The organism is Agromyces molybdatiresistens (assembly GCF_052748445.2).
Map to the genome: position 1 here is coordinate 26,172 of NZ_CM188258.1, position 24,896 is coordinate 51,067.

Annotated in this window: 24 protein-coding genes and 2 tRNA genes; 13 read left to right on the forward strand and 13 right to left on the reverse strand. The window is 72.5% G+C overall.

All coding sequences use genetic code 11. The features are described 5' to 3' along the window. Positions 1–38: 38 nt before the first annotated feature. The gene (locus ACULK2_RS00140; RefSeq protein WP_445967756.1) at positions 39–2,561 is read right to left on the reverse strand and encodes a glycoside hydrolase family 65 protein; all 2,523 of its coding nucleotides are present in this window, start codon (positions 2,559–2,561) and stop codon (positions 39–41) included. After that, the gene (locus ACULK2_RS00145; RefSeq protein WP_501045003.1) at positions 2,558–3,301 is read right to left on the reverse strand and encodes an HAD-IA family hydrolase; all 744 of its coding nucleotides are present in this window, start codon (positions 3,299–3,301) and stop codon (positions 2,558–2,560) included. The genes ACULK2_RS00140 and ACULK2_RS00145 overlap by 4 nt, the downstream gene beginning before the upstream one ends. 364 nt (positions 3,302–3,665) lie before the next feature. Between ACULK2_RS00145 and ACULK2_RS00150 the strand changes: the two genes are divergently transcribed. Further along, positions 3,666–3,752, forward strand: a tRNA-Leu gene (locus ACULK2_RS00150). A 45-nt stretch (positions 3,753–3,797) separates the two neighbouring features. Here the strand turns inward: ACULK2_RS00150 and ACULK2_RS00155 are convergent. Further along, on the reverse strand, positions 3,798–4,337 hold the full coding sequence (locus tag ACULK2_RS00155; RefSeq protein ID WP_445967755.1) for a YaeQ family protein: 540 nt from the start codon (positions 4,335–4,337) through the stop codon (positions 3,798–3,800). 57 nt (positions 4,338–4,394) lie between these two features. Between ACULK2_RS00155 and ACULK2_RS00160 the strand changes: the two genes are divergently transcribed. From ACULK2_RS00160 to ACULK2_RS00190, 7 genes are all read left to right on the forward strand, one after another. Next, positions 4,395–5,060, forward strand: coding sequence for a phosphatase PAP2 family protein (locus ACULK2_RS00160; RefSeq protein ID WP_445967754.1), 666 nt, complete (start codon positions 4,395–4,397; stop codon positions 5,058–5,060). 66 nt (positions 5,061–5,126) lie between these two features. After that, positions 5,127–6,998: a substrate-binding and vWA domain-containing protein gene (locus ACULK2_RS00165; RefSeq protein WP_445967753.1), complete on the forward strand. Its 1,872-nt coding sequence runs from the start codon at positions 5,127–5,129 to the stop codon at positions 6,996–6,998. A gap of 9 nt (positions 6,999–7,007) precedes the next feature. Next, positions 7,008–8,108 carry a hypothetical protein gene (locus tag ACULK2_RS00170; RefSeq protein WP_445967752.1) on the forward strand — a complete coding sequence of 367 codons (1,101 nt, stop codon included), beginning with the start codon at positions 7,008–7,010 and terminating at the stop codon, positions 8,106–8,108. Positions 8,109–8,252: 144 nt separating this feature from the next. Next, a tRNA-Gly gene (locus ACULK2_RS00175) sits at positions 8,253–8,325 on the forward strand. Positions 8,326–8,410: 85 nt separating this feature from the next. After that, entirely contained in the window at positions 8,411–9,028 is a 618-nt protein-coding gene (locus ACULK2_RS00180; protein WP_445967751.1) for a DUF333 domain-containing protein, read from the forward strand. A 24-nt stretch (positions 9,029–9,052) separates the two neighbouring features. Further along, a complete protein-coding gene (locus ACULK2_RS00185; RefSeq protein WP_445967750.1) occupies positions 9,053–9,685 on the forward strand; it encodes a DnaJ family domain-containing protein in 633 nt (210 codons plus the stop codon). A 105-nt stretch (positions 9,686–9,790) separates the two neighbouring features. Further along, positions 9,791–10,105, forward strand: coding sequence for an SHOCT domain-containing protein (locus ACULK2_RS00190; RefSeq protein WP_445967749.1), 315 nt, complete (start codon positions 9,791–9,793; stop codon positions 10,103–10,105). Between the two features lie 26 nt (positions 10,106–10,131). Here the strand turns inward: ACULK2_RS00190 and ACULK2_RS00195 are convergent, their stop codons facing one another. Continuing rightward, positions 10,132–10,521: a DUF2255 family protein gene (locus ACULK2_RS00195; protein ID WP_445967748.1), complete on the reverse strand. Its 390-nt coding sequence runs from the start codon at positions 10,519–10,521 to the stop codon at positions 10,132–10,134. A gap of 35 nt (positions 10,522–10,556) precedes the next feature. Then, positions 10,557–11,279, reverse strand: coding sequence for an SOS response-associated peptidase (locus ACULK2_RS00200; protein ID WP_445967747.1), 723 nt, complete (start codon positions 11,277–11,279; stop codon positions 10,557–10,559). Positions 11,280–11,568: 289 nt separating this feature from the next. Here ACULK2_RS00200 and ACULK2_RS00205 point away from each other — a divergent pair, with 289 nt between their 5' ends. Continuing rightward, the gene (locus tag ACULK2_RS00205; RefSeq protein WP_445967746.1) at positions 11,569–13,350 is read left to right on the forward strand and encodes an LVIVD repeat-containing protein; all 1,782 of its coding nucleotides are present in this window, start codon (positions 11,569–11,571) and stop codon (positions 13,348–13,350) included. A gap of 99 nt (positions 13,351–13,449) precedes the next feature. On the opposite strand, the gene ACULK2_RS00210 is transcribed toward ACULK2_RS00205, so the two are convergent. Continuing rightward, the gene (locus tag ACULK2_RS00210) at positions 13,450–14,109 is read right to left on the reverse strand and encodes a DUF305 domain-containing protein (protein ID WP_445967745.1); all 660 of its coding nucleotides are present in this window, start codon (positions 14,107–14,109) and stop codon (positions 13,450–13,452) included. Between the two features lie 158 nt (positions 14,110–14,267). On the opposite strand from ACULK2_RS00210, the gene ACULK2_RS00215 reads away from it, so the two are divergent. Then, on the forward strand, positions 14,268–15,452 hold the full coding sequence (locus tag ACULK2_RS00215; RefSeq protein WP_445967744.1) for a low temperature requirement protein A: 1,185 nt from the start codon (positions 14,268–14,270) through the stop codon (positions 15,450–15,452). A 20-nt stretch (positions 15,453–15,472) separates the two neighbouring features. Here ACULK2_RS00215 and ACULK2_RS00220 read toward each other — a convergent pair whose 3' ends face one another. From ACULK2_RS00220 to ACULK2_RS00230, 3 genes are all read right to left on the reverse strand, one after another. Beyond that, a complete protein-coding gene (locus ACULK2_RS00220) occupies positions 15,473–15,643 on the reverse strand; it encodes a hypothetical protein (RefSeq protein WP_445967743.1) in 171 nt (56 codons plus the stop codon). A 101-nt stretch (positions 15,644–15,744) separates the two neighbouring features. Then, positions 15,745–16,761: an SDR family oxidoreductase gene (locus ACULK2_RS00225; RefSeq protein WP_445967742.1), complete on the reverse strand. Its 1,017-nt coding sequence runs from the start codon at positions 16,759–16,761 to the stop codon at positions 15,745–15,747. 115 nt (positions 16,762–16,876) lie between these two features. After that, on the reverse strand, positions 16,877–17,959 hold the full coding sequence (locus tag ACULK2_RS00230; protein WP_445967741.1) for an SDR family NAD(P)-dependent oxidoreductase: 1,083 nt from the start codon (positions 17,957–17,959) through the stop codon (positions 16,877–16,879). A gap of 75 nt (positions 17,960–18,034) precedes the next feature. On the opposite strand from ACULK2_RS00230, the gene ACULK2_RS00235 reads away from it, so the two are divergent. Further along, positions 18,035–18,637 (forward strand): TetR/AcrR family transcriptional regulator, encoded by a 603-nt coding sequence (locus tag ACULK2_RS00235; protein WP_445967740.1) that lies wholly within the window; start codon positions 18,035–18,037, stop codon positions 18,635–18,637. Between the two features lie 79 nt (positions 18,638–18,716). Here the strand turns inward: ACULK2_RS00235 and ACULK2_RS00240 are convergent, their stop codons facing one another. The 4 genes from ACULK2_RS00240 to ACULK2_RS00255 form a co-directional block, all read right to left on the reverse strand. Beyond that, a complete protein-coding gene (locus tag ACULK2_RS00240; protein WP_445967739.1) occupies positions 18,717–19,955 on the reverse strand; it encodes a DNA polymerase domain-containing protein in 1,239 nt (412 codons plus the stop codon). A 9-nt stretch (positions 19,956–19,964) separates the two neighbouring features. Then, positions 19,965–20,960: a hypothetical protein gene (locus tag ACULK2_RS00245; RefSeq protein ID WP_445967738.1), complete on the reverse strand. Its 996-nt coding sequence runs from the start codon at positions 20,958–20,960 to the stop codon at positions 19,965–19,967. 86 nt (positions 20,961–21,046) lie between these two features. Further along, positions 21,047–21,532: a hypothetical protein gene (locus tag ACULK2_RS00250; RefSeq protein ID WP_445967737.1), complete on the reverse strand. Its 486-nt coding sequence runs from the start codon at positions 21,530–21,532 to the stop codon at positions 21,047–21,049. A 102-nt stretch (positions 21,533–21,634) separates the two neighbouring features. Then, the gene (locus ACULK2_RS00255) at positions 21,635–22,789 is read right to left on the reverse strand and encodes a trans-sulfuration enzyme family protein (protein ID WP_445967736.1); all 1,155 of its coding nucleotides are present in this window, start codon (positions 22,787–22,789) and stop codon (positions 21,635–21,637) included. 183 nt (positions 22,790–22,972) lie between these two features. On the opposite strand from ACULK2_RS00255, the gene ACULK2_RS00260 reads away from it, so the two are divergent. Further along, positions 22,973–23,890 carry a DNA-3-methyladenine glycosylase family protein gene (locus tag ACULK2_RS00260; RefSeq protein ID WP_445967735.1) on the forward strand — a complete coding sequence of 306 codons (918 nt, stop codon included), beginning with the start codon at positions 22,973–22,975 and terminating at the stop codon, positions 23,888–23,890. A 166-nt stretch (positions 23,891–24,056) separates the two neighbouring features. Next, entirely contained in the window at positions 24,057–24,893 is an 837-nt protein-coding gene (locus ACULK2_RS00265; protein WP_445967734.1) for a universal stress protein, read from the forward strand. Positions 24,894–24,896: the final 3 nt, after the last annotated feature.

A 24,896-nucleotide genomic window follows, 5' to 3' on the forward strand; every position in this document is an offset into this window, starting at 1 on the left:
GGCCCCGTGCGGAACGATGCGGTTCCGAGAGGTTCCGCTCAATCGAAGACCGCGGCCTGCTCCTCCTCGTCGAGGTCCATCGACAGGGTCGGGATCGACGCCGTGAGCAGCGTGCCGTCGGCGCGGCGCGCGCCCCGCACGTTCTGCATCGTCGGGGCCCCCACGCGTCGCGCTCCATGGCCGTCGAGCGCCACCTCGACGGGCGCGTCGGCGGTCACGAGCACCTCCTGGCCGCGGACCGCGAGCGGCACCGCGGCATCCGGCCCACCGGTCTCGAGACGGAACCGGATCGCATCCTCGGTCAGGTCGACCCGCACGCGCGACCCCCGGATCGTGAGGCGGAACGTGAGCCGCTCCCATCCGTCGGGAAGCCTCGGGTCGAACGTGAACCGGCCGTTGTGGTCGCGGAACCCGCCGAAACCGGACACGAGCCCCGCCCAGACCCCGCCCGTCGAGGCCACGTGCACGCCGTCGGCGGCGTTGTGGTGCAGGTCGGCGAGGTCGACGAACAGCGCCGAGCGGAAGTACCGCAGTGCGAGCTCGTGGTACCCGACCTCCGACGCGATGATCGACTGCACGACCGCGGACAGCGTCGAGTCTCCCGTCGTGAGCGGGTCGTAGTACTCGAAGTCGGCGAGCTTCTCCTCCGTCGTGAAGCGGTCGCCCTGCAGGTACAGCGCGAGCACCACGTCGGCCTGCTTGAGCACCTGGAAGCGGTAGATCACGAGCGGGTGGTAGTGCAGCAGCAGGGGGAGCCGGTTGTCCGGCGTGTGCTCGAGGTCCCACAGCTCCTTCTCGAGGAAGGCGGCGTCCTGCGGGTGCACGCCGAGCTTCTCGTCGAACGGGATGTGCATGTATGCCGCGGCGCGGCGCCATCCGGCCACCTCGGCGGGCGTGACGCCGAGGCGTTCGACCAGCTTCTTGTGCGCGTGCGGGTCGAGCACCTGCAGGTTGTCGACGGCGGATGCCGCGGACGCGAGGTTCGCGCGCGCCATGACGTTCGTGTACAGGTTGTCGTTCACGACCGTCGTGTACTCGTCGGGGCCGGTGACGCCGTGGATGTGGAACACGTCGTCGGCGTTCGTGCGCCAGAAGCCGAGGTCCTCCCACATGCGGGCGGTCTCGACGAGGATGTCGATCGCGCCGCGGGCGAGGAAGTCGCCGTCTCCGGTCGCGGCCACGTACTGCGTGAGCGCATAGGAGATGTCGGCGTCGATGTGGTACTGCGCGGTGCCCGCCGCGTAGTAGGCGCTCGACTCCTGCCCGTTGATCGTGCGCCACGGGAAGAGCGCACCGTGCTGGTTCATCTCGAGCGCGCGAGCGCGTGCGGGCTCGAGCATCCGCTGCCGGAAGCGCAGCACGTTCCGCGCCACGATCGGCGCGGTGTAGCTGAGGAAGGGCATGACGTAGATCTCGGAGTCCCAGAAGTAGTGGCCGCCGTAGCCGGAGCCCGAGACGCCCTTCGCGGCGACCCCGCCGCCGTCCGTCCGGGCGGTCGCCTGCACCAGCTGGAAGAGGTTCCACCTCGTCGCCTGCTGCAGCTCGGGCTGGCCGGCGATCTCGACGTCGGAGCGCGCCCAGAAGTCCTCGAGCCACGAGCGCTGCTGCGAGAACAGCTCGGCGAGGCCGACCTCGGCACCGCGGTCGAGCGTGCGGTCGCAGCGGTCGACGAGCTCGCGCGCGGGCACCTTCCGGGCCGTGTGGTAGCTGATCAGCTTCGTGAGGCGGATCGGGACGCCGCGGCGTGCGCTCACGCGGTAGGTCTGCTTCGCGAGGTCGTCGCCGATCGAGCCCGTGGCGGTCACGTCGTTGTCGGTCGTGAGGACGTGCTGCGTGCCGACGGCGATCGCCATCTTCGAGTTCGTGGTCTGGTAGCCGAGGACGAACCGGCCGTCCTCGGTCTTGCGCTGCACGCGGGGCTGCAGCACCCGCTCGGTGAACATCTCCGCCTTGCGCGGGTCGAAGGTGCCCGGTGCCTCGGTCACCCCTCCGCGGTACTCGTCGCGCCCGTCCTGGCGGTTCAGGATCTGGCTGGAGATCGTCACCGCGGCATCCGCGTCGAGCAGCTCGACCTCGTAGTCGATGACGCCGAGGTGCCGGTCGGTGAAGCTCGTCATCCGGCGGCTGGTGATCAGCACGCGCTTGCCCGACGGCGTGCGCCACTCGATGCGGCGGCTGAGCACGCCGAGCCGGAAGTCGAGCCGGCGCTCGTACGCCATGATCTCGGCCTCGGTGATGACGAGCGGCTCGTCGTCGACGTAGAGGCGGATGATCTTGGCGTCCGGCGCGTTCACGATGGTCTGCCCGACGCGCGCGAAGCCGAACGCCTCCTCGGCGTGGCGGATGGGCCAGGTCTCGTGGAAGCCGTTGATGAACGTGCCGTGCATGTGGCCGTCGCGGCCCTCCTCGACGTTGCCGCGGAGGCCCAGGTAGCCGTTGCCGACGGCGAACAGCGTCTCGGTGCGGCCCATGTCGTCGCCGATGAACTCGGTCTCGACGAGCGCCCACTCGTCCATGGGGAAGACGGTGCGGTTCAGGGGGTCGGTGTCGGCGAACCTCATGCGCGGTCCTCCTCGTCGGGGGCGGGGGCGGGGGCGGGTGCGGGGGTCTGCGGGTCTGCGGCGTCGTTCAGGATGGCGGAGGTCTCGCCCGCGCGCTCGAGGGCCGGGATCAGTTCGTCGAGCTCGTCGACGATGACGTCGGCGCCGAGCTCGGTGAGGGCCGCGCGCCCCACACCGCGGTCGACGCCGACGACGAGGGCGAAGGGCCCGCTCGCGCCCGCCTTCACGCCCGACTCGGCGTCCTCGATCACGGCGCACTCCTCCGGCGGCAGCCCGAGCAGCTCGGCGGCGCGCACGAACATGTCGGGCGCCGGCTTGCCGACGATCCCCTCGCGCGCCGCGACGGCGCCGTCGACGACGACCTCGAAGCGCTCGGCGAGCCCGGCGGCCTCGAGCACCGCGGGCGCGTTCTTCGAGCTCGACACCACCGCGACATCCCCGCCGGCGCGCTCGATCGCGTCGAGCAGCGCGACGCTCGCCGGGTACGGCGCCACGCCCTCCTCGGCGAGCGTCGCGTTGAAGGCCTCGTTCTTGCGGTTGCCGAGGCCGTGCACGGTCTCCTCGGTCGGCGCGTCGGTCACCTCGCCCTCGGGCAGACGGATGCCGCGGCTCGCGAGCAGCGAACGTACGCCGTCGTACCGCGGCTTGCCGTCGATGTGGGCGAAGTAGTCGGCGTCGCGGTACGGCTCGGCGCCCTGCGCCTCGAGGAACGGCGCGAACAGCCGCGCCCACGCGTGCATGTGCACGACCGCCGTCGGCGTCAGCACCCCGTCGAGGTCGAACAGCCAGCCGCGGATGCCGCCCAGGTCGACGTCGTGCGGGTCGACGGGCGCGTGCGCGTCGCGGGGGTGGGTCACGGGCGATCCTTTCAATCAGGGGTGTCGGTCGGGCGCCGGTGCCGTGGTGCAAGGGTATGCCCGCGGTCGGCGGCGACGCGAGATGCGGCGGTGGTTCTGAGCGGATGCCAAGGCGGCTCGCCGCCCCGGTCCGCGCCGCGTTCACGGCCTTCGCGCGGCTCGGGCGCGCGGCATCCGCTCGATTCGGGGGCGTCGATCACCTGTGTTAGTCTCGGTTGGCTGGTTCGCACCTCGTGCGGAGCGGTATGCGCAAGTGGCGGAATAGGCAGACGCGCACGGTTCAGGTCCGTGTGCCCGTGAGGGCGTGGGGGTTCAACTCCCCCCTTGCGCACCATCTCAGAACGGCTCGATCCCCGATGGGGTTCGGGCCGTTCTCTCGTCAGCCCACCACCTGCTCGTGGATGGCCGTGTCGAAGCTCGACCCGTTGAGCTCGAGGTAGGCGTGCCGTTCCGTGATCGAGAGGGTCATCGCGTTCCGGCGCTCGAGCACTGAGGCGACGTCGTCGACGAACCCGGGGTCGAAGCTGACCAGCGGGATCTCCTCGGCGCGGTGGATCCGCTTCCCGGTCCACGCCGCGGCGACCTTCGACGGGTCGCGGTGCGTGTAGACGGCGGCGCGATCGGCGAGCTTGGCGCCGCGGTGGAGGCGTTCGGCATCCGGGGCGCCGATCTCGATCCACGCGATCAGGCGCCCGGTGTCATCGCGCACGAGCACGGCGGGTTGGTCGGTGGCGGCGATCCCCTCGCTGAAGGCGATGCCCTCCTCGTACTCGAGGCAGTAGGCGAGCAGGCGGGTGACCATGAAGGCGTCGGTCTCGGAGGGGTGCCGCGCCATCCGGAGCGTCAGGCTCTCGTAGCGGCCGCGGTCGACGTCCGCGAGTTGCACATCGAACGTGTGGATCGTCGCACCGAGGGCCATGGTCCACGAGCCTACGGGCGTCGGGGTCCGTAGCCGGGCCGCGACTATGCTGCGGGCATGCGCCGGGTCCTCCGCTCGTTCGTCCTGCCGGGGCTCGGGGCGATCGCGGTGCTCGCCGCGTCCGGTCGGATGCTCCGGCTCGCCGGCGGTGACGACCCGCGCGAGGACCGGGCGGTGCGCGCGCTCCAGGTCGCGTCCGGACACCGGCCCGACGACGCCGGCGCCGGCGAGGCGGCGTTCGAGCCCGGAGCGCCGCTCGATCGCATCACCGCACCGCTCTCGTGGTATTCGGGGGTGCCGCAGACGATCGCGAACGGGGCGATCTGGTGCGCCGTGACCTGGACGGCGACGCGCGACCGACGCTCCGCGGTCGCCCCGGCCGCGACGCTCGCGCTCGAGACCGCGTGCTTCGTGGTATCCGCCGCCCTCGTGGGGCGCCCGCGACCGCAGGGCGTCTGGCGGCCCGAGCCGCCGCACGCGACGGCGTCGTTCCCGTCCGGGCACACCGCGGCATCCGTCGCCCTGCACACCACGCTCGCCGACCTGCTCGACCGGCACGGCGCCCGCCGGGCCCGGGCGCTCGGGCCGGTGCTGCGGTACGCGATTCCGGCTGCCGTCGCCTTCTCGCGGATCCACCGCGGGCAGCACCACATCTCGGACACCGTGGCGGGCGCGCTGCTCGGCCGCTGGAGCGCAGGAGTCGTGCGGCGGGCGCTGCTCTGACGTCGTCGGGCACGCGAGTGTCCCGACCGTGATGCGTTCGATATTCGCGGGACCTACCCTGTTCACATGGCACCCGTTCCGCGGCGCACGGCCGCTCGCCCCGCGACCACGTCGACGTCTGGGCGGTGGGTCCGCGGCGGCTTCGCGGTGGCGGTCGTCGCCGCGATGACGTTCGCCCTGAGCGCGTGCACGTTCGGCCAGGACGACGTCGACTCCGGCCCGATCGACGGCGGGGACTTCGCCGACGACGGGTGCACGAGCGTCGTCGTGGCGACCTCGTCCGAGAAGGTCAACATGCTCGACGCGCTGGCCGCGGCGTTCAAGGAATCGCCGGAGCACGCGGGCCTCGACGAGTGCGCGACCGTGCGGCCGGTCAACGTGTCGTCGGGCGATGCGACGCGCTTCCTGACCGCGGGCGGCGACTGGCCCGACGAGGACGCGCGGCGCTGGCCGGCCCTCTGGTCGCCCGCCTCGACGGTGTGGACCGAGCGCGTCGCGGCCGCGGCATCCGCTTCGCTCGTGGGCGAACCGGTGTCGTTCACCCACACGCCGATCATCTTCGCCATGCCCGAGACGATGGCGAAGGCCCTCGGCTGGCCCGACGCCGAGATCGGCATCTCCGACTTCGAGGGGCTGTGCGCCGACCCCGACGGCTGGAGCAGCGCCGGCAAGCCGATCTGGGGCTCGTTCAAGATCTCGAAGACCAACCCGAACACGTCGACCACGGGCCTGTCGGCGATCCTGATGCAGTCGTACGAGGCATCCGGCAAGACGGCCGACCTCACGGCCGCGGATGTCGCGGGCGCCGAGGAGTTCTCGCGCGTGTTCGAGGAGTGCGTGATCCACTACGGCGACACGACGGGCAAGGTGCTGACGACGCTGTACGACGAGACGCAGAACGGCGCGGGCGGTTCCGGCTACGTCTCGGCGGTGGCGCTCGAGGAGACCTCGATGCTCAACTACAACCAGGGCAACCCCGACTCGCACACCGTGCAGCCCGGCGAGACCCTGACGCCGCCGAAGGAGAAGCTCGTCGCGATCTACCCGTCCGGCGGGTCGATGTGGTCGGACAACCCCATCACCGTGCTCGGCGCCGACTGGGTCACCGATGCCCAGCGCACCGCCGGTGCGGCGTTCGTCGACTTCCTCGCCACCGAGCCGGCGCAGCGGATCCTTCCCGAGTACGGGTTCCGGCCGCTCGACGAGTCGGTGCCGCTCGGCGATCTCTTCACCGAGCAGTACGGCGTCGACCCCGCCGGCCCGGCGATCACCCTGCCTCGCCCGGCCGTCGACGTGGTCTCGGCCGCGCTCGACCAGTGGACCCAGATCCGCAAGCCGTCGTCGGTGCTCGAGCTCATCGACGTCTCCGGTTCGATGGACGATCCGATCGGCGATGGGCGGTCGAAGCTCGACGGTGCGATCGAGGGCGCCCAGGCGACGCTCGGTCACTTCCGCGGCACCGACGAGGTCGGCATGTGGGCGTTCACCACGGGCGTGGACTCCGCGGCGGGGGAGAACCTGATCGTGCTGCGGGACGTCTCGGCGCTCGGATCCGACCGCGAGACACTGAGTGCGTCGGTCGACGACCTGAGGTACGCGAACCGCGAGGGCACGCCGCTGTACGACGCGATCGCCGTCGCGTACGACGAGATGGTCGCCCGCGCCGAGCCCGGCCGAATCAACGCCATCGTCGTGCTCTCCGACGGGCAGGACACCGACTCGTCGATCTCGATCGACTCGCTGATCGCGAAGATCGGCGGCTCCTCACGCGAGGGCGGCGACGCCGCGCCGGTGCGGATCTTCCCGATCGCATACGGCGAGGGCGCCGACACGGGCTCGCTGCAGCGGATCGCCGAGGCGACCGGCGGCCAGTGGTTCGACGCGTCGGATGCCGCGAAGATCGACCTCGTGTTCGCCTCGGTCATCAACAACTTCTAGGGGCGGCGGATGGGTGGCCTGTTCATGGCGGGAGCTGACGGGTACGTCGACGACGCCTCCGACGCGCTGCAGACCTCACCGGTCTACGTCTCGTCCGAGGTGGGCGGCGCGTCGGCCCTGCAGGACGCGCTGCTCGCGCAGGTCGGCGACGACTCGATCGGCATCGCCGTGTTCTCGGACAACGCCGCACTCGAGGCATCCGGACCCGAGATCGTCACCCAGCTCGCCGAGACGACCGGCTACGACACGATCATCGTCGCGGTCGGCGACGACCTCGCCGCCGGGTCGCGCGTGCTCGACGCCGGCGAGGCGATGCAGATCGCGAACGAGGCGGAGTCCACCGCCGACAGCCTCGACGTCGCGCTCGCCGAGACCGTGCAGGGCGTGCAGGCCGCCGACGAGCCGCCGCCGCTCGTCGGGGGCGGCGACAGCGGGGACGGGTTCGACCCGGTCCTGGGGCTCGTGATCGGCGGGGCGGTGCTGGTCGCCGCCGCGGGCGCGGTGTTCGGGGTGGTCCGGGCGCGGCGCCGCGGCCCGGGAGCCGTCGACGCGAAGCTCCCGGATCCGATCCGCCGGCACGTGGCCGACCTGCGGTCGCTCGCCGCAGAGTACGCGCAGGTCGGCGCGCGCGGCAACGCCGTGGCCGCGCAGACCGCGAACGACATGCTGGGCATCGCCGAGAACGTCGAGGAGCTGTTCCTCAGGCTCGACCGTGCGGGCGCCGGTCAGGCCGGAAGCCAGCGCGGCATCGCCGCGATCGAGTACGACGACACGCTCCGCAAGCTCAGCGCGGCCCTCGACCGCGACTACCTGCTCGACATCCTCACCCACCCGCACCTGTGGGACGATCCGGACGTGCGCGTGCGGGAGGTGCGCGACGCGGTCGTCGCGGTGTCGGGAGAAGTCGTGCAGAACATCAAGCAGATCAACGCCCGGCGAGGGCTGCATTTCCAGGTGTCGCTCGACGGCCTCATCGGCGGGCGCAAGGAACTGCAGGAGTGGGAGCGGGCGTTCGAACGCGCCTCGGGCGAGCGCGCGCCGGGCGAGCTTCCCTCGGGGCAGCGTGCATCGAGCGACGGAACCGGCGCAGCGCCGGGTGCAGGCGGCTGACGCGAACGCAGGACCGACGATCGGACCAGGGTCCCGTCGAGCGGCGATCGCCGCTGCGGCGGCGTCGGTCCGAGGCGGGGTCGCGGATCAGGTAGGCTCATCCAGCCGGGCGGGAGTCCGGCCGGAGCGGCGAAGCCGCCTCGTGCGGATGTAGCGCAGTTGGTAGCGCGTCACCTTGCCAAGGTGAAGGTCGCGGGTTCGAACCCCGTCATCCGCTCCGTTCCCTGTCAAGGTCTCGTCCGCCGCCGCTCGTTCGCCGTACTCTGGGCGGACGAATGATCGCGATCGGGATTGGACCGCGCATGCGCACACGGATCCGCTGGATGGCCGGAGCCGCGCTGCTCGCCACGACCGGGCTCGTCGGATGCGGCGAGACGATCACGCAGCCCTCGGCGAGCGACCCGGCGACCTCCGCCGCCGACCTGGCCGACGCCGCCGCCTACTGCGAGCAGAAGGGCGGCGAGGTGCAGCAGCGCCAGCCCGCCTGGGGCACGAACCTCGACGAGCAGGACTGGGTGCCGCTCGGCGACCCGGTCGCCGTGTGCCGGTTCCAGACGCTCGACGACGAGGCCGAGTCGCGCATCTACGTCGACCTCGTCACCCTCACCGCCGAGGAGCCGACGCTCGCCGCGCTCGCCTATCTCTCGCGAACCCAGATCCCCGACGATCCGCCCGGGAACCCGGCATCCGCCCTCTGCTCCTCGCTCGGCGGCACGAGCAGCTTCGGCTCGAGCGCCGACGGCGGCGGGCTCGCCGCGCCCGACGACCCGGACGACCCCGTCGTCGCGCCGTGCACCTTCGCCGACGGCTCGTTCATCGACGAGTGGGGCGTCGCGTACTACGCCGAGGGGACCGTGCGAGGCATCGACCTGGCGGGCGTCTTCCGGTTCGACCGGTCGACGCTGCCCGAGGTGTTCTAGGCGCTCGGACGGGAGGCGATGCGGATGGTCGACGATGCGCGACGCGCCGCGGCGGACTACCGCCTCGACCGGTGGGAGCGCGAGCGGCTCGCGGAGGAGGCGCGCACGGGGCGCGACACCGCCGCCGACGAGGGTGCGCCGGCCGATGCCGGGGCCGAGCGGCCGGCCGGCCGGTCGACCGGCGGCACGGCCGCGGCGGAGCGGGCCTCGTACGTCGAGGTCGTGATCCAGCAGGCGATCCGTCGCGGCGAGTTCGACGACCTGCCGGGCGCGGGCAAGCCGTTGACGGGTCTGGACCGGCACGACCCCGACTGGTGGATCCGGCGGAAGATCGAGCAGGAGCGCCTCTCCGGGCTCGGTCCGCCGGCGCTGTCGCTTCGCGTCGAATCCGCCGAGCTCGAGGGTCGCCTCGATGCCATGCACCGCGAGCCGGAGGTGCGCGAGGTGCTCGCCGACTTCAATGCCCGGGTGATCGAAGCCCGGCGGCAGCTGCTCGGCGGTCCGCCGGTCGTCACGCCGACGCGCGACGTCGACGCCGAGGTCCTGGCCTGGCGGGCGCGTCGCGACGCGCGACATCGCGTGCAGGCCGAGGCGGCGGAGCTCCGATCGGAGGGCGAGGCGGAACGTCGCCGCCGGTGGTGGAGGCGGGCACGCTGAGGGCACCCGCTCCCGGGTCCAAGGGCCCGGGCGTCGACGCCACGATCGGGTTGGCTGGAGTCGAGCCCGGTCGGTCGGCCGGGCGGCGACCTGGAGGTGGCGCCGATGATGTGGGATTACGGCTACGGGATCGGCGGATGGTGGATGTGGCTGCCGGGGATCGTGTTCGGCGGGCTCGTCATCTCCGGGATCGTCGTCCTCATCGTGCTGCTCGTCCGGTCGGCGAGCGGCGGGCACGGCGCGTCGAGCGCCCCCGGCGGAGCGCACGGTGCCGGTCCCGGCGGAGCCGGCGCCCATCCGCAGGCGGACACGGCCAAGCGCATCCTCGAGGAGCGCCTCGCGCGAGGCGAGATCACCCCCGAGCAGTTCCGTGAACTCTCGGCCGTGCTCGACGAGGGCAGGCGGAGCGGGCCCGCCTGAGCCGGGCGTGCTGTCGGTTCGGCGGCTCAGTCCTGCGCGTCGAGACGCAGCGTCACCCCGCGGACGTCGTCGCCGAGCACGGTCTCCATGACCTGCGGGGCGTGGTTGGCACCGTACTTCCGGGTGTACTCGGCGTCGAGCGACGCGTGCAGGTCGAGATCCTCCGCCGGCACCTCCGCGAACGTGACATCGCGGATGACGCCGCCGGACTTGATGCGACCGATCCCGGTGGACTTCGCGCGCCGGAACCATCCGTTGTTCGGGCCGTACGCCGAGCGGACGAAGAGCTCGTCGCCGACGCGGACGACCCAGACGGTCCGGTACGGGTTCAACGAGCCGTCCGGCCGTTCCGAGGCCACCTCCAGCTGGTCTGCCTCGCCCACGCGGTCGAGTTGGTCATCGGTCCAGCCGGTCATGTCGGTCCTCTCTCTTGGGTGGAGCGGGGATGGTGTCACGCGAGCGTCGGCTCCTCGCCGATCGGCTCGATGAGCGTCGGATCGTGGGGGTCGATCCGACGATGGTTGTTGACGCGGGGATCGACCTCGTACTCGCCGATGGTCGGTGCGACCCGGTCGGACTGCGCGATGAGGAAGTCGACCATCGCCTGTGCGGCGGCGGGCGAGAGCTTCTCTGGATCGAGGTAGTGGTCGATCGCGTCGAACGGGAGGTACACCGGCATCCGGTCGTGCACCTCGCCCGAGGCGTCGCGCGCCTCGCGCGTGATGATCGAGGTCGACACCTCCCACGAGCCGTCGTCGAGCCTGCGGGCGGTCGAGATGCCGGCGGCGGCGAGCAGGTCGTCGGCGCCGTGCAGGTAGTGCGCCCGCTTCCTCCCTGGCTCGCCCGTCCACTCGTAGTAGCCCCGCATCGGCACGATGCACCGACCGGACGCGAACGCGCCCTTCCACAGGCCGTTGGTCGCCACCGTCTCGATGCGGCTGTTGAACTGCGGCCGCTTGGACTCCTTCATGAAGGCCGGGTGGAAGTCCCACCGCGCGGGTTCCAGCCGGCGCACGAACTCGCCGGTGTCGGATCGCGCCCGCTCGCGCACGATGGGCACGGTGTCGGTGGGCGCCAGGCTGTACGACGGCCGCCAGTCGGCGAAGTCGTTCTCGGTGTCGAAGACCGCGGTGAGGTCGTCGGCCTGCTGCGAGACCACGAAGCGTCCGCACATGCGGGGTGCCCCCTCCCGGCTCCGGATGCCATCGAGCCTACGTGGGGCCGCCCACGGCGTGAACCCCGGTCGGTGCCCGAGGCATCCGCCGCGGCCCGCCTGGCCTGTCCGGCGCCCCGGATGGGTTGGAAAACGGATCCTGTTGCGAACGCGGCCGGATCGGTAGCGTGAGACCCAGAGATCGGCCCGTCCGGGGCCGGCGGGCCGTACGACGTCGTGCGGCCTGCTCGTCGGAGGGCGTCGATCGCAACGTGGAACCACGTTCCGTTCAGTGAGAGAGGGCCCGATGATGAGAACTCAACACCCACCCGCGCGATGGCGCAGACGCGCGATCGCCGCCGCCGGAGCACTGCTGCTCGGCACGTCGCTGGTGACGGCCACCGCCGCATCCGCCGAGGACGACCCGCGGGTCGGGCTCGGCGGCGGCCTGTACGACGCCGAGATCGCGGCGAGCGGCGTCGAGTTGCTGGAGAGCCTGCCGATCCCGGCGGGCTTCGTCATCAACTCCGACCTCGCGTTCACCGGCGACAAGGCCGTCGTCGGCAGCTTCTCGGGGTTCCAGGTCTTCGACGTCTCCGACCCGGCCGCCCCGGTGCTCGAGACGGCGTTCGTGTGCCCCGGCGGCCAGGGCGACGTCTCGATCCACGGCGACCTGCTGTTCATGTCGGTCGAGGCGACCAACGGGCGCGTCGACTGCGGCACGCAGGGCACGGTCGGCTCGGTCGACCCGGAGCGATTCCGCGGCGTCCGCATCTTCGACATCAGCGACCTCTCGAACCCGGTGCAGCTGCCGGGTGTGCAGACGTGCCGCGGGTCGCACACGCACACGATCGTGACCGACCCGGATGACGCGGCGAACGTGTACATCTACAACTCGGGCACCTCGACCGTGCGCTCGCCCATGGAGCTCGAGGGCTGCGAGAACGCGGCGCTGACGACGGAGCCGGTCACCGAGGGCAACCCGACGCAGTGGCGCATCGACGTCATCAAGGTGCCGCTGGCGGCACCTGAGACGGCGGCGATCGTGAGCCAGCCGCGCATCTTCACCGATGTCGAGACCGGCGCCTGGAACGGGCTGCAGAACACCCTGCCGGGAACCGAGCTGCACCCGAGCGGCTCCGTCTACTCGCCGACGCCGAACACCAACACGTGCCACGACGTGACGGCGTTCCCCGAGATCGGGTTGCTCGCGGGCGCCTGCCAGGGCAACGGCCTCCTCGTCGACATCAGCGACCCGGTGAACCCGGTGCGCATCGACGCGGTCGCCGATCCGAACTTCTCGTACTGGCACTCGGCGACGTTCAGCAACGACGGCAGCAAGGTGGTCTTCACCGACGAGTGGGGCGGCGGCACGCAGGCGCGCTGCCAGGACATCCACAAGCCGGAGTGGGGAGCCAACGCGCTGTTCGACATCGTCGACGGCGAGATGGAGTTCGCCAGCTACTACAAGCTGCCTGCGCCGCAGACGGCTCAGGAGAACTGCGTGGCGCACAACGGCTCGATCGTCCCGGTGCCCGGCCGCGACATCATGGTGCAGGCCTGGTACCAGGGCGGTGTGTCGATCATCGACTTCACCGACACGGCGAACCCCGTCGAGATCGCGTACCTCGACCGCGGGCCGATCGACGAGCCGAACCCGACCGGGATCAACCTCGGCGGCTACTGGTCGACCTACTGGTACAACGGCAACGTGCTCGGCAGCGAGATCGCGCGCGGCTTCGACAGCCTCGCGCTCACCGAGAGCGACTGGATGTCGGCGAACGAGATCGCCGCGGCGGGCGAGATCGAGCTCGACGTGTTCAACGCCCAGACGCAGTCGATGCTCGTCCACGCGCCGAGCTTCGCGGTCGCCGGGTCGTACGTCGACCAGGCGGAGCGTTCGGGCGACCTCAGCGCGAAGCAGCTGGCCCAGGTGCGCAAGCACCTCGCCGAGGCCGAGGCGCTCGTCGCCGACGGCTCGAGCAGCAGGGCCGTCATCGCGCAGCTCGACAACGCCATCAAGAAGTCGGGCGCCGCGCCCGACTCCGCCGTCGTCGAGGCGATCGCCGCGCTGAAGGCGACGTTCGGCTGAGCCGACGCGGGGAGGCCGGGCGACCGGCCTCCCCGCCGACTCATGACGATGCCCGGCGGCCATCCGGCCGCCGGGCATCGTACTGCGCGCTCGCGCGCGCTACGCGCCCAGCTCGGCGAGCATCTGCTGCATCCGGGCGATCTCGATCCCCTGGTCGCCCTCGACGTCACGGGCGAACCGGCCGATCGCGATCTCGTTCCCGCCCCCGTCGGCCCACAGGTCGGCGACCATCTCGAGCGCGCCGGCATGGTGCTGGATCATGTACTGCAGGAACATCCGCTCGAACTCCTCGCCGCTCGCCGCCTCGAGCTTCTCGAGCTGCGCCTCGGTGAGCATGCCGGGCATCGACCCCGCCGAGTGGTCGGCGTGATCGCCGCGCAGCGGCGTCCCACGGTCCTGCAGCCAGCCGGCCATGAACTCCATCTCGGATTCCTGGCTGATCCGCATGCGCTCGGCCAGGAGCCGGAGATCGCGATCCGTCGTCCGATCCTCGACCCACTCGGTCATGGTGACGGCCTGGTCGTGGTGCACGATCATCATCTGCATGAAGGCCACGTCGGCCTCGGTGTGCTCCGGCTGCTCGATGCCGGCGGCCTCATCGGGCGACAGCGTGCGATTCGGTTCGCCCGGCGCGCCGAGCTGCACCGTGGGGCTCGTCGACTGCGGGGCGTCGTCGCCCTCGTTCGTGCAGCCCGTCAGCACGAGCGCCAGCACCGTCGCCGCGCCGAACGCGCAGGTCCTCCACGGCAGCGCCGTCATCCCAGTACCCCGTCTTCGTCGAAGAGCCTCGGTCACCCGGCGACGCCGAGGGCGGCCGTCGCGCGGGTCCCTTCATCTAACGTCAAAACGCGCGCGTTCGCGAACCCCGCGGACGCGGCATCCGTCGATCGCCGGCCGGCCGGGTGCAGGATGGGCGCATGGCCTTCGGACTTCGCGCCGACGTGCTGCGCCCGGCCGACACGGATCGCGCGGAGCGCGTCACCTACGTCGAGCTCTTCTTCGACCTCGTGTTCGTGTTCGGGCTGAACCAGCTCGCGTCGTACCTCGCGGAGAACCAGACCCCGCTCGGCGCGCTCGAGGGCGTCATCATGGTGTGCGCACTGTGGTGGGTGTGGGTCTCGACGACGTGGGTGACGAACTGGCTCGACCCGGTCAAGCTCCCCGTGCGGCTCGCGGTCCTCGCACTCGCGTTCACGGCCTTCGTGATGAGCGCCGCCATCGGCGAGGCGTTCGGCGACCGCGCCTGGACCTTCGCACTCGCGTACGTCGTGCTGAAGCTCGGCCGGGCCGTCTTCATGGTCTGGGCCACCCGGAGGCACGACGAGCGCGTCGCCCACGACTTCGGCAACGTGCTGATCTGGGCGCTCGCCACCTCGGTGCTCTGGATCGCGGGCGCCGTGCTGCCGCTCGCCTTCCAGCTGCCGTTCTGGGCAGCGGCGCTCGGCGTCGAACTCGTCGGGAGCATCCGCGGCTACCCGGTGCCCGGCCGCGGCCGCATGGAGATCGACCGGTGGGATGTCTCGGGCGGGCACCTCGCCGAGCGGAGCGCGCTCTTCGTGCTGATCGCCCTCGGTGAGGGGCTCCTCGTCACCGGGTTCGAGTTCGCCGGCGAGGAGACGAGCGTCGACCGCGTGCTCGCGATGCTCATCGCCTTCGTCGCGGCGGTCGCGTGCTGGTGGATCTACTTCGACCACGGCGAACGGATCGGCTCCGAGGCGCTGCAGGCGGCCGGAGCGCCCGGGCGGATGGCGCGGACGGCCTACGTCTGGGTGCACCTGCTGATCGTGGCCGGCGTGGTGCTGCTGAGCGTGGGCGACAAGGAACTGCTGGCGCACCCGCACGAGCAGAGCCTGCCGGCCGTCATCACGGTGCTCGGCGGCCCGCTGCTGTTCCTCGCCGGCACGCTGCTGTTCCGGCGGGTGCTCGAGCGGCGGTGGATGCGTGCGCAACTCGCCGGCATCGTCGGCATCGCCATCGTCGCCGGCCTCTCGCCGCTCCTCGATCCGCTCGCCACCGGCGCGCTCGCCGCACTCGTGCTCGTGGGCACGGCCGCCGGCGAGACCATCGAACGCCACCGCCGACGGGTGCCCGAGGGCGGCTGACCCCGCGGGTTCCGGCGCGCTCAGCGCCCGCCGAACTCCTCCTGATCGTCCTCGGGGTCGGCGACCTCCTCCATGACGAACTCGACGTCGTCCTCGCCGACGCCCTCCGCCTCGAGCTCCTCCTCGTACTCGATCTCGGCCTCCTGGCCGCGGTCGAATCGTCCGCCGAGCGGGTCGACGAAGCTGCTCATGGCATCCCCTTCCGGCGGCCGGTCCGGGCGACGTCGACCGCGTGCCCTCAGGGTAGACCCGAGCCCCGCCACGAGGGAACGGGTCGCAGGAACCTCACACCTCAGCGGCGCGGGAGCGCGAGGATGCGCTCGAACGCGCCATCCGCCACCGGGTCGACGACCTGCAGCTCGGGGTGCGCGTCGTAGAACTCGACGATGCGCCGGGCGCCCTCGTCGAACATGACCGTGGTGCGGAACTCGGGGACGAGCGCCTTCACCTTGGCGTTGTCGAAGACCATCGAGTGCGCCTTGTCGCCGAGGAGGCCGGGGCCCCAGTCGGGGTGCACTGCGGCGATGGTCTCGGATGCGACGTGCACGAGCTCGACGTCGGGTGCGCCGGCGGCCTCGGCGAGCCAGCGGTAGATCTGATTCCAGGTGGGCGCGTGGTCGCCCGTGATGTGGAACGCGTCGCCGACGGCCATCGGGTTGCCGAGCAGGCCGACGAACGCGACCGCGAAGTCGTCGTGGTGGGTGATGGTCCAGAGGCTCGTGCCGTCGCCGTGGACGACGACGGGCTGCCCGGCGCGCATCCGCGCGAGGTCGGTCCAGTGGCCGAGCGTGGGGATGAGGGTCGCGTCGTAGGTGTGCGAGGGCCGCACGATCGTGGCGGGGAAGCCGCGCTCGCGAACGGCCGCGACGAGCAGGTCCTCGCACGCGATCTTGTCGCGCGAGTACTGCCACTCGGGGTTCACGAGCGGCGTCGACTCGGTGACGGGCAGGCGGCTCGGCGGCGTCTGGTACGCCGACGCCGAGCTGATGAACACGTACTGCCCGACCCGACCCTCGAACAGGTCGAGGTCGGCCTGAACGTGCTCGGGCGTGAAGGCGAGGAACTCGCAGACGACGTCGAACTCGAGCGGATCGTCGGTGCCGTGTGCGAGCGCCTCGCGCACGCTGTCGGGGCGACGGATGTCTCCGACCACCTGGCGCACGTCGGCCGGCAGCGGCCTGAGGTCCGACGACCCGCCCCGGTTGAGGACGGTCACGTCGTGGCCGACGGCCACGGCCCGTCGCACGCATGCCGAGCTGATGACGCCGCTGCCGCCGATGAAGAGGATGCGCTTCGAATCAGTGCCCATCGCCCCATGCTGTCACCCGGGAGGCCCGCTGAGGAGGGGGTGCGGCGCCGGGGCGGAGGTGTCGCTCCGCCCGGCGCCGCGGTTCCGGTCGGCGCTGGGCCGTCGACCGGAAGGATCAGGCGGCGGACCAGCCGCCGTCGGAGGCGAGCACGACGCCGTTGATGTTCACGCCGTCGTCGGAGAGCAGGAAGGTGATCGACGCGGCGAGGGCCTCGGCCTCAGCGGCATCCGGAAGCACGGCCATGGCCTGGCGCACCCGCTGCGCGCCGAGCGGTGAGGCGAAGGACGCCTCGATGTTGGTGATGGTCGGCCCGGGCGCCACGGCGTTCACGCGGAGGCCGCTCGGGCCGTACATGAACGCGGTCGACTTGGTGAGGCCGACGACGGCGTGCTTCGACGTGGTGTACGCGACGCCGGCGGCGGAGCCGCGGAGGGCCGCCTCGGAGGCGGTGTTCACGATCGAGCCGGCGCCCTGCGCGAGCATGCCGGGGACGACCGCGCGCATGAGCTTCATGGTGCCGTCGACGTTCACGCGCATGACGCGCTCCCACACGGCGTCGGTGAGCTCGCCGACGGGTGTCATGTCGTCCATGATCCCGGCGATGTTCGCGAGCCCGTCGATGCGGCCGCCGGCGGCGGCGATGATCTCGGCGACCTTCGCGTCGTCGGTGATGTCGGCGACGAGCGTCACGACCTCGGCGCCGTCGTGCTCCGCCCTGAAGTCGTCGAGGCGCTCCTGCGACACGTCGACGGCGACGACCCTGCCGCCCTCGCGCGCGATGCGCGACGCGGTCGCGCGCCCGATGCCCGAGCCGGCGCCCGTGATGACGACGGTCTTGCCGGTGAAGCGGCCCCGATCGATGCGCTCGACCCACTCGGGGCGCTCGACGGCGTCGGCGACCGGCTCGTCGGCGGTGGCCTCGCCGGCGTCGGTCTCGGCGGCGGCGGATGCCGCGGGCGCGCCCGCCGGGACGTCGCCGGCCGAGGCGCGCGCGACGAGCTGGTCGACGAGTTCCTGCGAGAACCGGCCCTTGCTCAGCTTGACGAGCCGCTTGAGCGCGAGCCGCTGCACCGGGCGGAGGACGTCGGGATCCTGTCCGGACTGCGAGAGGAGCTCGCGGACGATGGGGCCGCCGACGGGATCCTCGAGCCAGGTCTTGATGGAGGAGTCGCCGGTGAGGGATGTGCTGGTGCTCATGAGGGTGTCCTTCTGTCTCTGGGTCGGTGCCCCGGAGGACACCGGACATCTCTGTCCGGTAGTAACGTAACACCCATGCCCGAGCATCGACAGGGAGAAGGTCCCAGGCCGCGGAAGCCGAACCTCGGTCCGAGCGCGGGACCGGCGAACCGTCGCGCCCTCCTCGCGGCTGCGCGCGAGATCTTCGCGGCCGACGGACTCTCCGCGCCCTTCAGCGCCATCGCCAAGCGCGCCGGCGTCGGCCAGGGCAGCCTGTACCGTCACTTCCCCGACCGGCTCTCCCTCGCGGTGGCCGTCTACGAGGAGAACCTCGACGAGCTCGAGGCCGCCGTCGCCCCGCCCGACGCGGGCCTCGACGCACTGCTGCAGGGCGTCATCGCGCAGGCGCTCGTCTCCACCGCCCTGATCGACCTCATCACGGCGAACCCGCATGACGCGCGCGTCGAACGGCTCGGTTCCCGCGTTCGCGAGATCGCCGTCGCCGCCGTCGACCACGAACGCGCCGCCGGCCGGGTCGGCGAGCACGTCGACGTCGACGACGTGCTCCTCGCCATCTCGATGCTCGCCGGCATCGTCGCCCGGACCGAGCCGGCGGATCGCGCCACCACCGCGGAGCGGGCCTGGGCGCTACTGCACGCGGCATTCGCGCCCCGCTCCGGGAGCACGGCGAGCCGGTGACCGCGTCGCGCGCGATCCCGTGGGCGATCTCCGTGCTGCGAACCGAACCGCGCGCGCCCGCCGGAGAGAGCCGGCGCCGTCACTCGGGCAGGCGCCCGGCCCACGGGTCGTAGTCCGCGAGCAGCGGGCCCTGCTCGGGCCGCTCGCCCTCCGGCACGTGCTGCAGGTTCACGCGCACCCGGTACCAGAGCGAGCTCGACCCGCGCATGCCGTCGACCAGCACGTCCGCCGGGCTGAGATGCCGGACGAGGTCCGGGTTCGCCGCCTTCCACCGCTCGAGCGCGTCCATCGCCTCGGGCTTCGTCTCGGTGCGCGCGACCTCGATCAGGGGCATGGACGACACGCGCCGGCCCGAGCCGTCGCCGCGCGTGGCGCCCCGAGGCGCCTTCTCGGCCGGGCCGAGCTCCTCGGCGAGGCGCAGCAGCCCGTCGAGCGACCCGACCGCGTCGTCGATGCCGGCGTGCGGGTCGCCGCGCTCGCCGAAGCGCTCGAGCACGGTGGCGACCGTGAACTCCTCGGGGCGTCGTGAACGCACCTCGTCCCAGTCGAGCGGCGTCGAGACGCGGGCGTCGGGCAGCGGGCGCACCGAGTAGGCGGATGCCACGGTGCGATCCTTCGCGTTCTGGTTGAAGTCGACGAAGACGCTCTCGCCGCGCTCCTCCTTCCACCAGCGCGCCGAGGCGAGCCCGGGCGCCCGGCGTTCGACCTCCCGTGCGAGCGACTCGGCGGCGAGCCGGACCTCGGCGTAGTCCCAGCGCGGTGCGATGCGCACGAGCAGGTGGATGCCGCGGGAGCCCGAGGTCTTCGGCCAGCCGACGAGCCCGTGGTCGTCGAGCACGTCGCGCGCGACCATCGCCACGTCGACGATCTGCGACCAGTCGACCCCGGGCATCGGGTCGAGGTCGACGCGCAGCTCGTCGGGATGGTCGAGGTCCTCGGCGCGAACGGGATGCGGGTTGAGGTCGAGGCATCCGAGGTTCACGATCCAGGCCAGCCCCGCGGCATCCCGCACCACCGCCTCCTCGGCCGAGGTGCCGCGCGCGTACTGCAGCGTGGCGGTGTCGATGTAGTCGGGATGGTTCTCGGGCACGCGCTTCTGGAAGAACGGCTCGGCGCCGATGCCCTTCACGAACCGCTTCAGCACCATGGGCCGTCCGCCCGCGCCGCGGAGCGCGCCGTCGGCGACCGCGAGGTAGTACTCGACGAGGTCGAGCTTGGTCAGTCCCGGCTCGGGGAACACCACGCGGCCGGGATGGCTCACGCGGACCTCGTGGCCCCCGACGTCGAGGACCACCGCGTCGTCGCTGCGGGCAGCCATGACACCACGCTAGGGGGTGACCCGCTCCGCCGTGCCTGACGCGCCGCCTCGGTGCTCGACGGGGTGCGGGTCGGCGTGCCCGGCGAGGGTCTCGTCGTCGTCGTCGTACGCGGCATCCGCACCGTCGCCCGGCGCGCGCCGCAACTGGAGCAGGATCGCCGCGGCCAGGCACGAGGCGCCCACGAGCGCGAGGAGCGAGCCGACCGACGAGACGTCGCCGCCCGTCGCCGCGAAGGCGTCGGCGAGGTTGAGCCCGAGCGCGAAGCCCGCCCACCACAGGAAGAACGTCGTGACGTGGATGAGCACCAGGCCGACCGTGACGACGGCGTGGGCGGTGACGAACCCGCGGCGCGCGCCCTGGACGGCGACGATCGCCCCGCCCGCGGTGGCGAGCGTCGCGCCGAGCGCCCAGATGAAGGGTCCGCCGTCGATGACGCCGAACCGCTCGACGAGGATGCCGTAGATCTGGGCCAGCGAGAGTTCGGGCACCGTCGCCGACGGGTTCCAGACGAGCAGGTGGAGCAGGCCGAGGATGATCACGACGACCTCAGCCGCCGCAAGGACGATGACGGCGGTCCGCACCCGCTCGGGACGGATCGGGTCGCGACGGTGCTCGGAGAGACCCAGCGCGATGAGCGCATAGCCGCCGACCGCGGCCGCGAGTGCGAGCAGGATCAGGAACGGGGAGTCCCCGGCCCCCGTGAGCTGCACCGCGATCGGCGCGCCGACGGCGACGATGATCGCCGCCCATCGCCGCCACGCGCGCGGCTCGCCCGCGCTGACGAGCAGGAGCAGGCCGAGCGGGAGCGCGCCCCACACGGCGACGACCTCGAGCACGTCGGAGAGCGCCCCGACGACCACGGGCTGCACCGTCGACGCGAACCCGATGGTCGCGAGGTCGACCGAGACGCTCGTCGCCGCGAGGATGACCGCGACCGCGAGGAACGAGGCCCCGGCGCGGGCGCGGCGCCCGGCGAGCACTCCGATCCGCGGCGTCCGGGTCATGCGACCTCATCTCGTGTCCGGCAGCAGGTGGCCCTCGTGCCCACCATGGCACGGATCACGGACGGGTGGTACCCGTTGCGCGCGGCTCAGCCGGAGCGCGCGACGTCCGCCTCGGCGTCGTCGGTGTGCGTGCGAGCGCGGTGCACGGTGGCGTGCGACCACGGGTGCAGGATGTCGAGCTGCACGAACGTCGCCGCGAGCTCCGCCAGGCCGAGGCCGAAGTAGATCGCCTGCAGCGGGCTGAACGGGATGAACATCATCTGCACGAACACCCAGACGAGCATCGCGAAGCCGGCGGTGGCCGATGCGATCATGGCCCACCGCATGCGTCGGGCGAGCATCGCGAACGCCACGAGGTGCGTGCCGCCGACCAGGATCGCGAGCGCGAGGCCCGGGACCAGGAACGTCGTGAACGGCGATCCCTCGAGGTAATCGAGCGGGATCGCGAGCGCCGTCCCGCTGAAGTCGATCACGCCGCCGAGCGCGAGCGCCGCCCCGCCGAGCGTGCTCGTGATGCCCACGAAGATCTGGACGGTCAGCAGCACCAGGCGCGCGAGTCCCTGCATCGTCATCGGCGCCACCCCCTTCGCCATCGGCCGGGTCGGCACCAGCATGAACCGGACGGCGCGCCGCGGCGCGGGTCGAAGGTCACGCGGATGCCGCGGCTCGCATCGTCAGTGACCGGAGGCCGCGGGCGCGACGGGGCTCGTCGGGCCGGCGGCCACCGCATCGCCCGGGTCTCCGGCTCGCTCGAGCGCCTGCTCGAGGTCGCGGGCGAGGTCGTCGACGTGCTCGAGTCCGACCGAGAGCCGCACGAGCCCGTCGGGGATGGTGTCCGCTTCGGCGGCCCAGCGGCGGCGCCGCTCGAGCTGCGACTCGACGCCGCCGAGGCTCGTCGAATGCACCCACACCTGCGTGGCGGCGGCGACGCGCTCCGCGGCATCCGCCCCGCCGGCCACGACGATCGAGATGATCGAGCCGAAGCCGGGGTAGCGGACCTCGTCGAGCGCGGGGTGGCCCGCGAAGCGGGCGGCGAGCTCGCGCGCGGTGGACTGGGCGCGCTCGAGTCGCACGGGAAGGGTGCGGAGTCCGCGGAGCGCGAGGAAGGCGTCGAGCGCGCCGGGGATGGCGCCGTTCAGGCTGCGACGGGCGACGATCCGGTCGCGCAGCGCGCCGTCCCGCGCGATCACCGCTCCCATGATGACGTCGCTGTGGCCCGAGATCGACTTCGTCGCCGAGTGCACGACGAGATCGGCGCCGGCCTCGAGCGGACGCTGCAGCAGCGGCGTCGCGAACGTGTTGTCGACCGCGAACAGCGCGCCCGCCTCGCGTGCGGCGCGCCCGATCGCGTCGAGGTCGGCCACCTCGAGCGCGGGGTTGGTCGGCGACTCGACCCAGACGAGGTCGGCGCCCTGCGCGGCATCCGCCACCGACCCGGCGTCGCGGACGTCGATGTACCGCACCGTGACGTCCCGCGTCGCGACGAGATCGTCGAGCAGCCCCATCGTGCCCGTGTACGAGTGCCGCGGCGCCACGACCGTGCCGCCCGTCGGCACGAGCGCGAGCACCGCGGAGATCGCGCCCATGCCCGACGCGAACGCCACGCACTCGCCGCCCTCGAGCGCGCCGAGCGCCTCCTCGAACGCCGTCCAGGAGGGGTTGCCGTAGCGGCCGTACGCATTGGGGCCGCCCGCGTGGAAGGTCGACGCGAGGTGCACCGGGGTGCTCATGGGCCCGTCGGGTTCGCGCGGCGGGCGCCCGGCGTGCACCGCGACGGTCTCGGGGTGCAGGTCGTCGTGCGGGGCGGATGCCCCGGGCTGCTCGTTCATGTCGGCTCCTCGGTCGTGCGGCGCGGTCCTACGATCCTCGCCCATGCGGGCGCGAACGGCGTCGCCCATGACGGCGGCGGATCACGCCCACGCGCTCGTGGATTCCGCGCCCTCGCGTGGGGGCGGGGCGGGTTCGCCGCGGGGGCGTCGCCGGGTGACGGCGGTGGGGCGCAGACTGGAGGGGTGAGTCCCGACCTCGCGCTCGACTGGCGCGCGCCGCACGAGACCGACGTCGCCCAGACGCTCGGGGTGCTGCGGCGCGGGCCGGGGGACCCGACCTTCATGCGAACGCCCGACGGCGCGATGTGGCGCACGACGCTGACCGATGCCGGCGCGGCGACGCTGCGGGTCCTGCAGCGGGAGGTCGACCTCGTCCGCGTCGAGGCGTGGGGGCCCGGCGCCGAGGCTGCGATCGCGCTCGCACCGTCGATGCTCGGTGAGCGCGACGACACGACGGGCTTCCGCACCGGCATCGAGGAGCTCGACGTCGCGCACCGGCGCAACCCCGGCATGCGCGTGCCGCGCACGGCGCGGGTCATGGAGTCGCTCGTGCCCGCGATCCTCGAGCAGAAGGTCATCACGCTGCAGGCGCACGCCTCCTGGCGCCGGCTGGTGCTCGCCTTCGGCAGTGCCGCGCCCGGTCCGGTGCCGCGCCCCATGCGGGTCGTGCCCTCGGCCGACGGATGGCGCGGCATCCCGGTCTGGGAGTGGCACCGGGCGGGCGTCGACCCCAAGCGCGCCGCGGTGATCCAGCGCGTCGCCGCCCGGGCCGCCCGAGTCGAGGAGGCGGCCGGGTTCGCGCACGGCGACGCCGGGGCGCGGCTGACGTTCTTCCCCGGAGTCGGAGCGTGGACCGCCGCCGAGGTCGCGCAGCGCGCGTTCGGCGACCCCGACGCGGTGTCGGTCGGCGACTACCACCTCGCGAACTACGTCGGCCACGCGCTCTTCGGGCGCGACATGACCGACGACGAGATGCTCGAGGCCCTGGCCCCGTGGGCCGGGCAGCGGTACCGGGTGATCCGGCTCATGATGGCGGCCGGGCTCCGCGGGCGGCCGCGACGCGGGCCTCGCATGTCGTTCGTCGACCACCGCGGTCGCTGAGCGGCGGCCGATCACCGGCGGCCCCGGCTCCGAGCACGGCGCGCCATCGTCGGCGCACGCCCCGCGGCATCCGCTCGCTCGAGTGACCTTCGGCCCGACGGCGGCGAGCGCCCTCCGGGAGGCTGGGACCACGCCGTCGGGATACGGCACGAAGGGGTGATCGGACGTGTTTTCGCAGATCGTCGTCGGGTGGGACGGATCGCCGAACTCGGAGGCGGCGCTGAGGTGGGCCGCAGCCCGCGGCGACGCCGCTCCGCTGCTCATCGTCCACACGATTCCGGGCCAGGACACGTCGAGCGAGTACCTGGCCGCGACCGGAGACCTCCCGGAGGCGCGCGTCGCCCTGATCGACCGCGCCCGGGAGCTCCGCGCCGAGCACCCCGGCCGGTCCATCGACACCCTCACCGTCCACGGCCGTGCCGACAAGGAGCTCGCCGCGTACATCGACGGCGGCGCGCTCGTCGTGGTCGGCTCGTCGCAGAGCGGTCACGAGACGGCCTGGACCCTCGGCGCCCGACTGGCCGGACGCCGCGGTCACGGCGCGGTCGCCGTGATCCCGCCCGACTGGGAGGCCGCCGACCGCCACGGCGTGGTCGTCGGCGTCGACGGGTCCGCGCGCGCGAAGGACGCCGTGCGCTTCGGCATCGAGGAGTCGGTGCGCCTCGGCGAACCGCTCGAGCTCGTGCACGCGTGGGTCGTCCCGACGAGCTGGAACACGGCGTACATCGAGTACCTCGGCGACGTCTCGCTCATGGAGGACATGCGCCGCGACGTGCTCGATGACGCGCTGGCGCACGCGCGATCGCTCGGGGCCGCCCCGAACGGTCGGCTCGAGCGCGGCGCCGCGGCCGCGGTGCTCGCGGCCGCATCGGAGACCGCGAACGTCGTGATCGTCGCGAGCCACACGGCCGGGGGCATGGCGCGCTTCCTGCTCGGTTCGGTGAGCCACGACCTGCTGCTGCGCGCGACCGGCCCGGTCATCGTCGTCAGCGACCTCGGCTAGGTC

Bases quoted from the DNA above. Each gene is read 5' to 3' on its own strand.
- ACULK2_RS00185 (WP_445967750.1), top strand. From the start codon at position 9,053: ATGGTCGACGATGCGCGACGCGCCGCGGCGGACTACCGCCTCGACCGG.
- ACULK2_RS00170 (WP_445967752.1), top strand. From the start codon at position 7,008: ATGGGTGGCCTGTTCATGGCGGGAGCTGACGGGTACGTCGACGACGCC.
- ACULK2_RS00255 (WP_445967736.1), bottom strand. From the start codon at position 22,789: ATGAACGAGCAGCCCGGGGCATCCGCCCCGCACGACGACCTGCACCCC.
- ACULK2_RS00220 (WP_445967743.1), bottom strand. From the start codon at position 15,643: ATGAGCAGCTTCGTCGACCCGCTCGGCGGACGATTCGACCGCGGCCAG.
- ACULK2_RS00145 (WP_501045003.1), bottom strand. From the start codon at position 3,301: ATGCACGCGTGGGCGCGGCTGTTCGCGCCGTTCCTCGAGGCGCAGGGC.
- ACULK2_RS00215 (WP_445967744.1), top strand. From the start codon at position 14,268: ATGGCCTTCGGACTTCGCGCCGACGTGCTGCGCCCGGCCGACACGGAT.
- ACULK2_RS00200 (WP_445967747.1), bottom strand. From the start codon at position 11,279: ATGTGCGGACGCTTCGTGGTCTCGCAGCAGGCCGACGACCTCACCGCG.
- ACULK2_RS00250 (WP_445967737.1), bottom strand. From the start codon at position 21,532: ATGACGATGCAGGGACTCGCGCGCCTGGTGCTGCTGACCGTCCAGATC.
- ACULK2_RS00245 (WP_445967738.1), bottom strand. From the start codon at position 20,960: ATGACCCGGACGCCGCGGATCGGAGTGCTCGCCGGGCGCCGCGCCCGC.
- ACULK2_RS00155 (WP_445967755.1), bottom strand. From the start codon at position 4,337: ATGGCCCTCGGTGCGACGATCCACACGTTCGATGTGCAACTCGCGGAC.
- ACULK2_RS00165 (WP_445967753.1), top strand. From the start codon at position 5,127: ATGGCACCCGTTCCGCGGCGCACGGCCGCTCGCCCCGCGACCACGTCG.
- ACULK2_RS00210 (WP_445967745.1), bottom strand. From the start codon at position 14,109: ATGACGGCGCTGCCGTGGAGGACCTGCGCGTTCGGCGCGGCGACGGTG.
- ACULK2_RS00205 (WP_445967746.1), top strand. From the start codon at position 11,569: ATGAGAACTCAACACCCACCCGCGCGATGGCGCAGACGCGCGATCGCC.
- ACULK2_RS00235 (WP_445967740.1), top strand. From the start codon at position 18,035: ATGCCCGAGCATCGACAGGGAGAAGGTCCCAGGCCGCGGAAGCCGAAC.
- ACULK2_RS00225 (WP_445967742.1), bottom strand. From the start codon at position 16,761: ATGGGCACTGATTCGAAGCGCATCCTCTTCATCGGCGGCAGCGGCGTC.
- ACULK2_RS00190 (WP_445967749.1), top strand. From the start codon at position 9,791: ATGATGTGGGATTACGGCTACGGGATCGGCGGATGGTGGATGTGGCTG.
- ACULK2_RS00230 (WP_445967741.1), bottom strand. From the start codon at position 17,959: ATGAGCACCAGCACATCCCTCACCGGCGACTCCTCCATCAAGACCTGG.
- ACULK2_RS00160 (WP_445967754.1), top strand. From the start codon at position 4,395: ATGCGCCGGGTCCTCCGCTCGTTCGTCCTGCCGGGGCTCGGGGCGATC.
- ACULK2_RS00240 (WP_445967739.1), bottom strand. From the start codon at position 19,955: ATGGCTGCCCGCAGCGACGACGCGGTGGTCCTCGACGTCGGGGGCCAC.
- ACULK2_RS00180 (WP_445967751.1), top strand. From the start codon at position 8,411: ATGCGCACACGGATCCGCTGGATGGCCGGAGCCGCGCTGCTCGCCACG.
- ACULK2_RS00140 (WP_445967756.1), bottom strand. From the start codon at position 2,561: ATGAGGTTCGCCGACACCGACCCCCTGAACCGCACCGTCTTCCCCATG.
- ACULK2_RS00195 (WP_445967748.1), bottom strand. From the start codon at position 10,521: ATGACCGGCTGGACCGATGACCAACTCGACCGCGTGGGCGAGGCAGAC.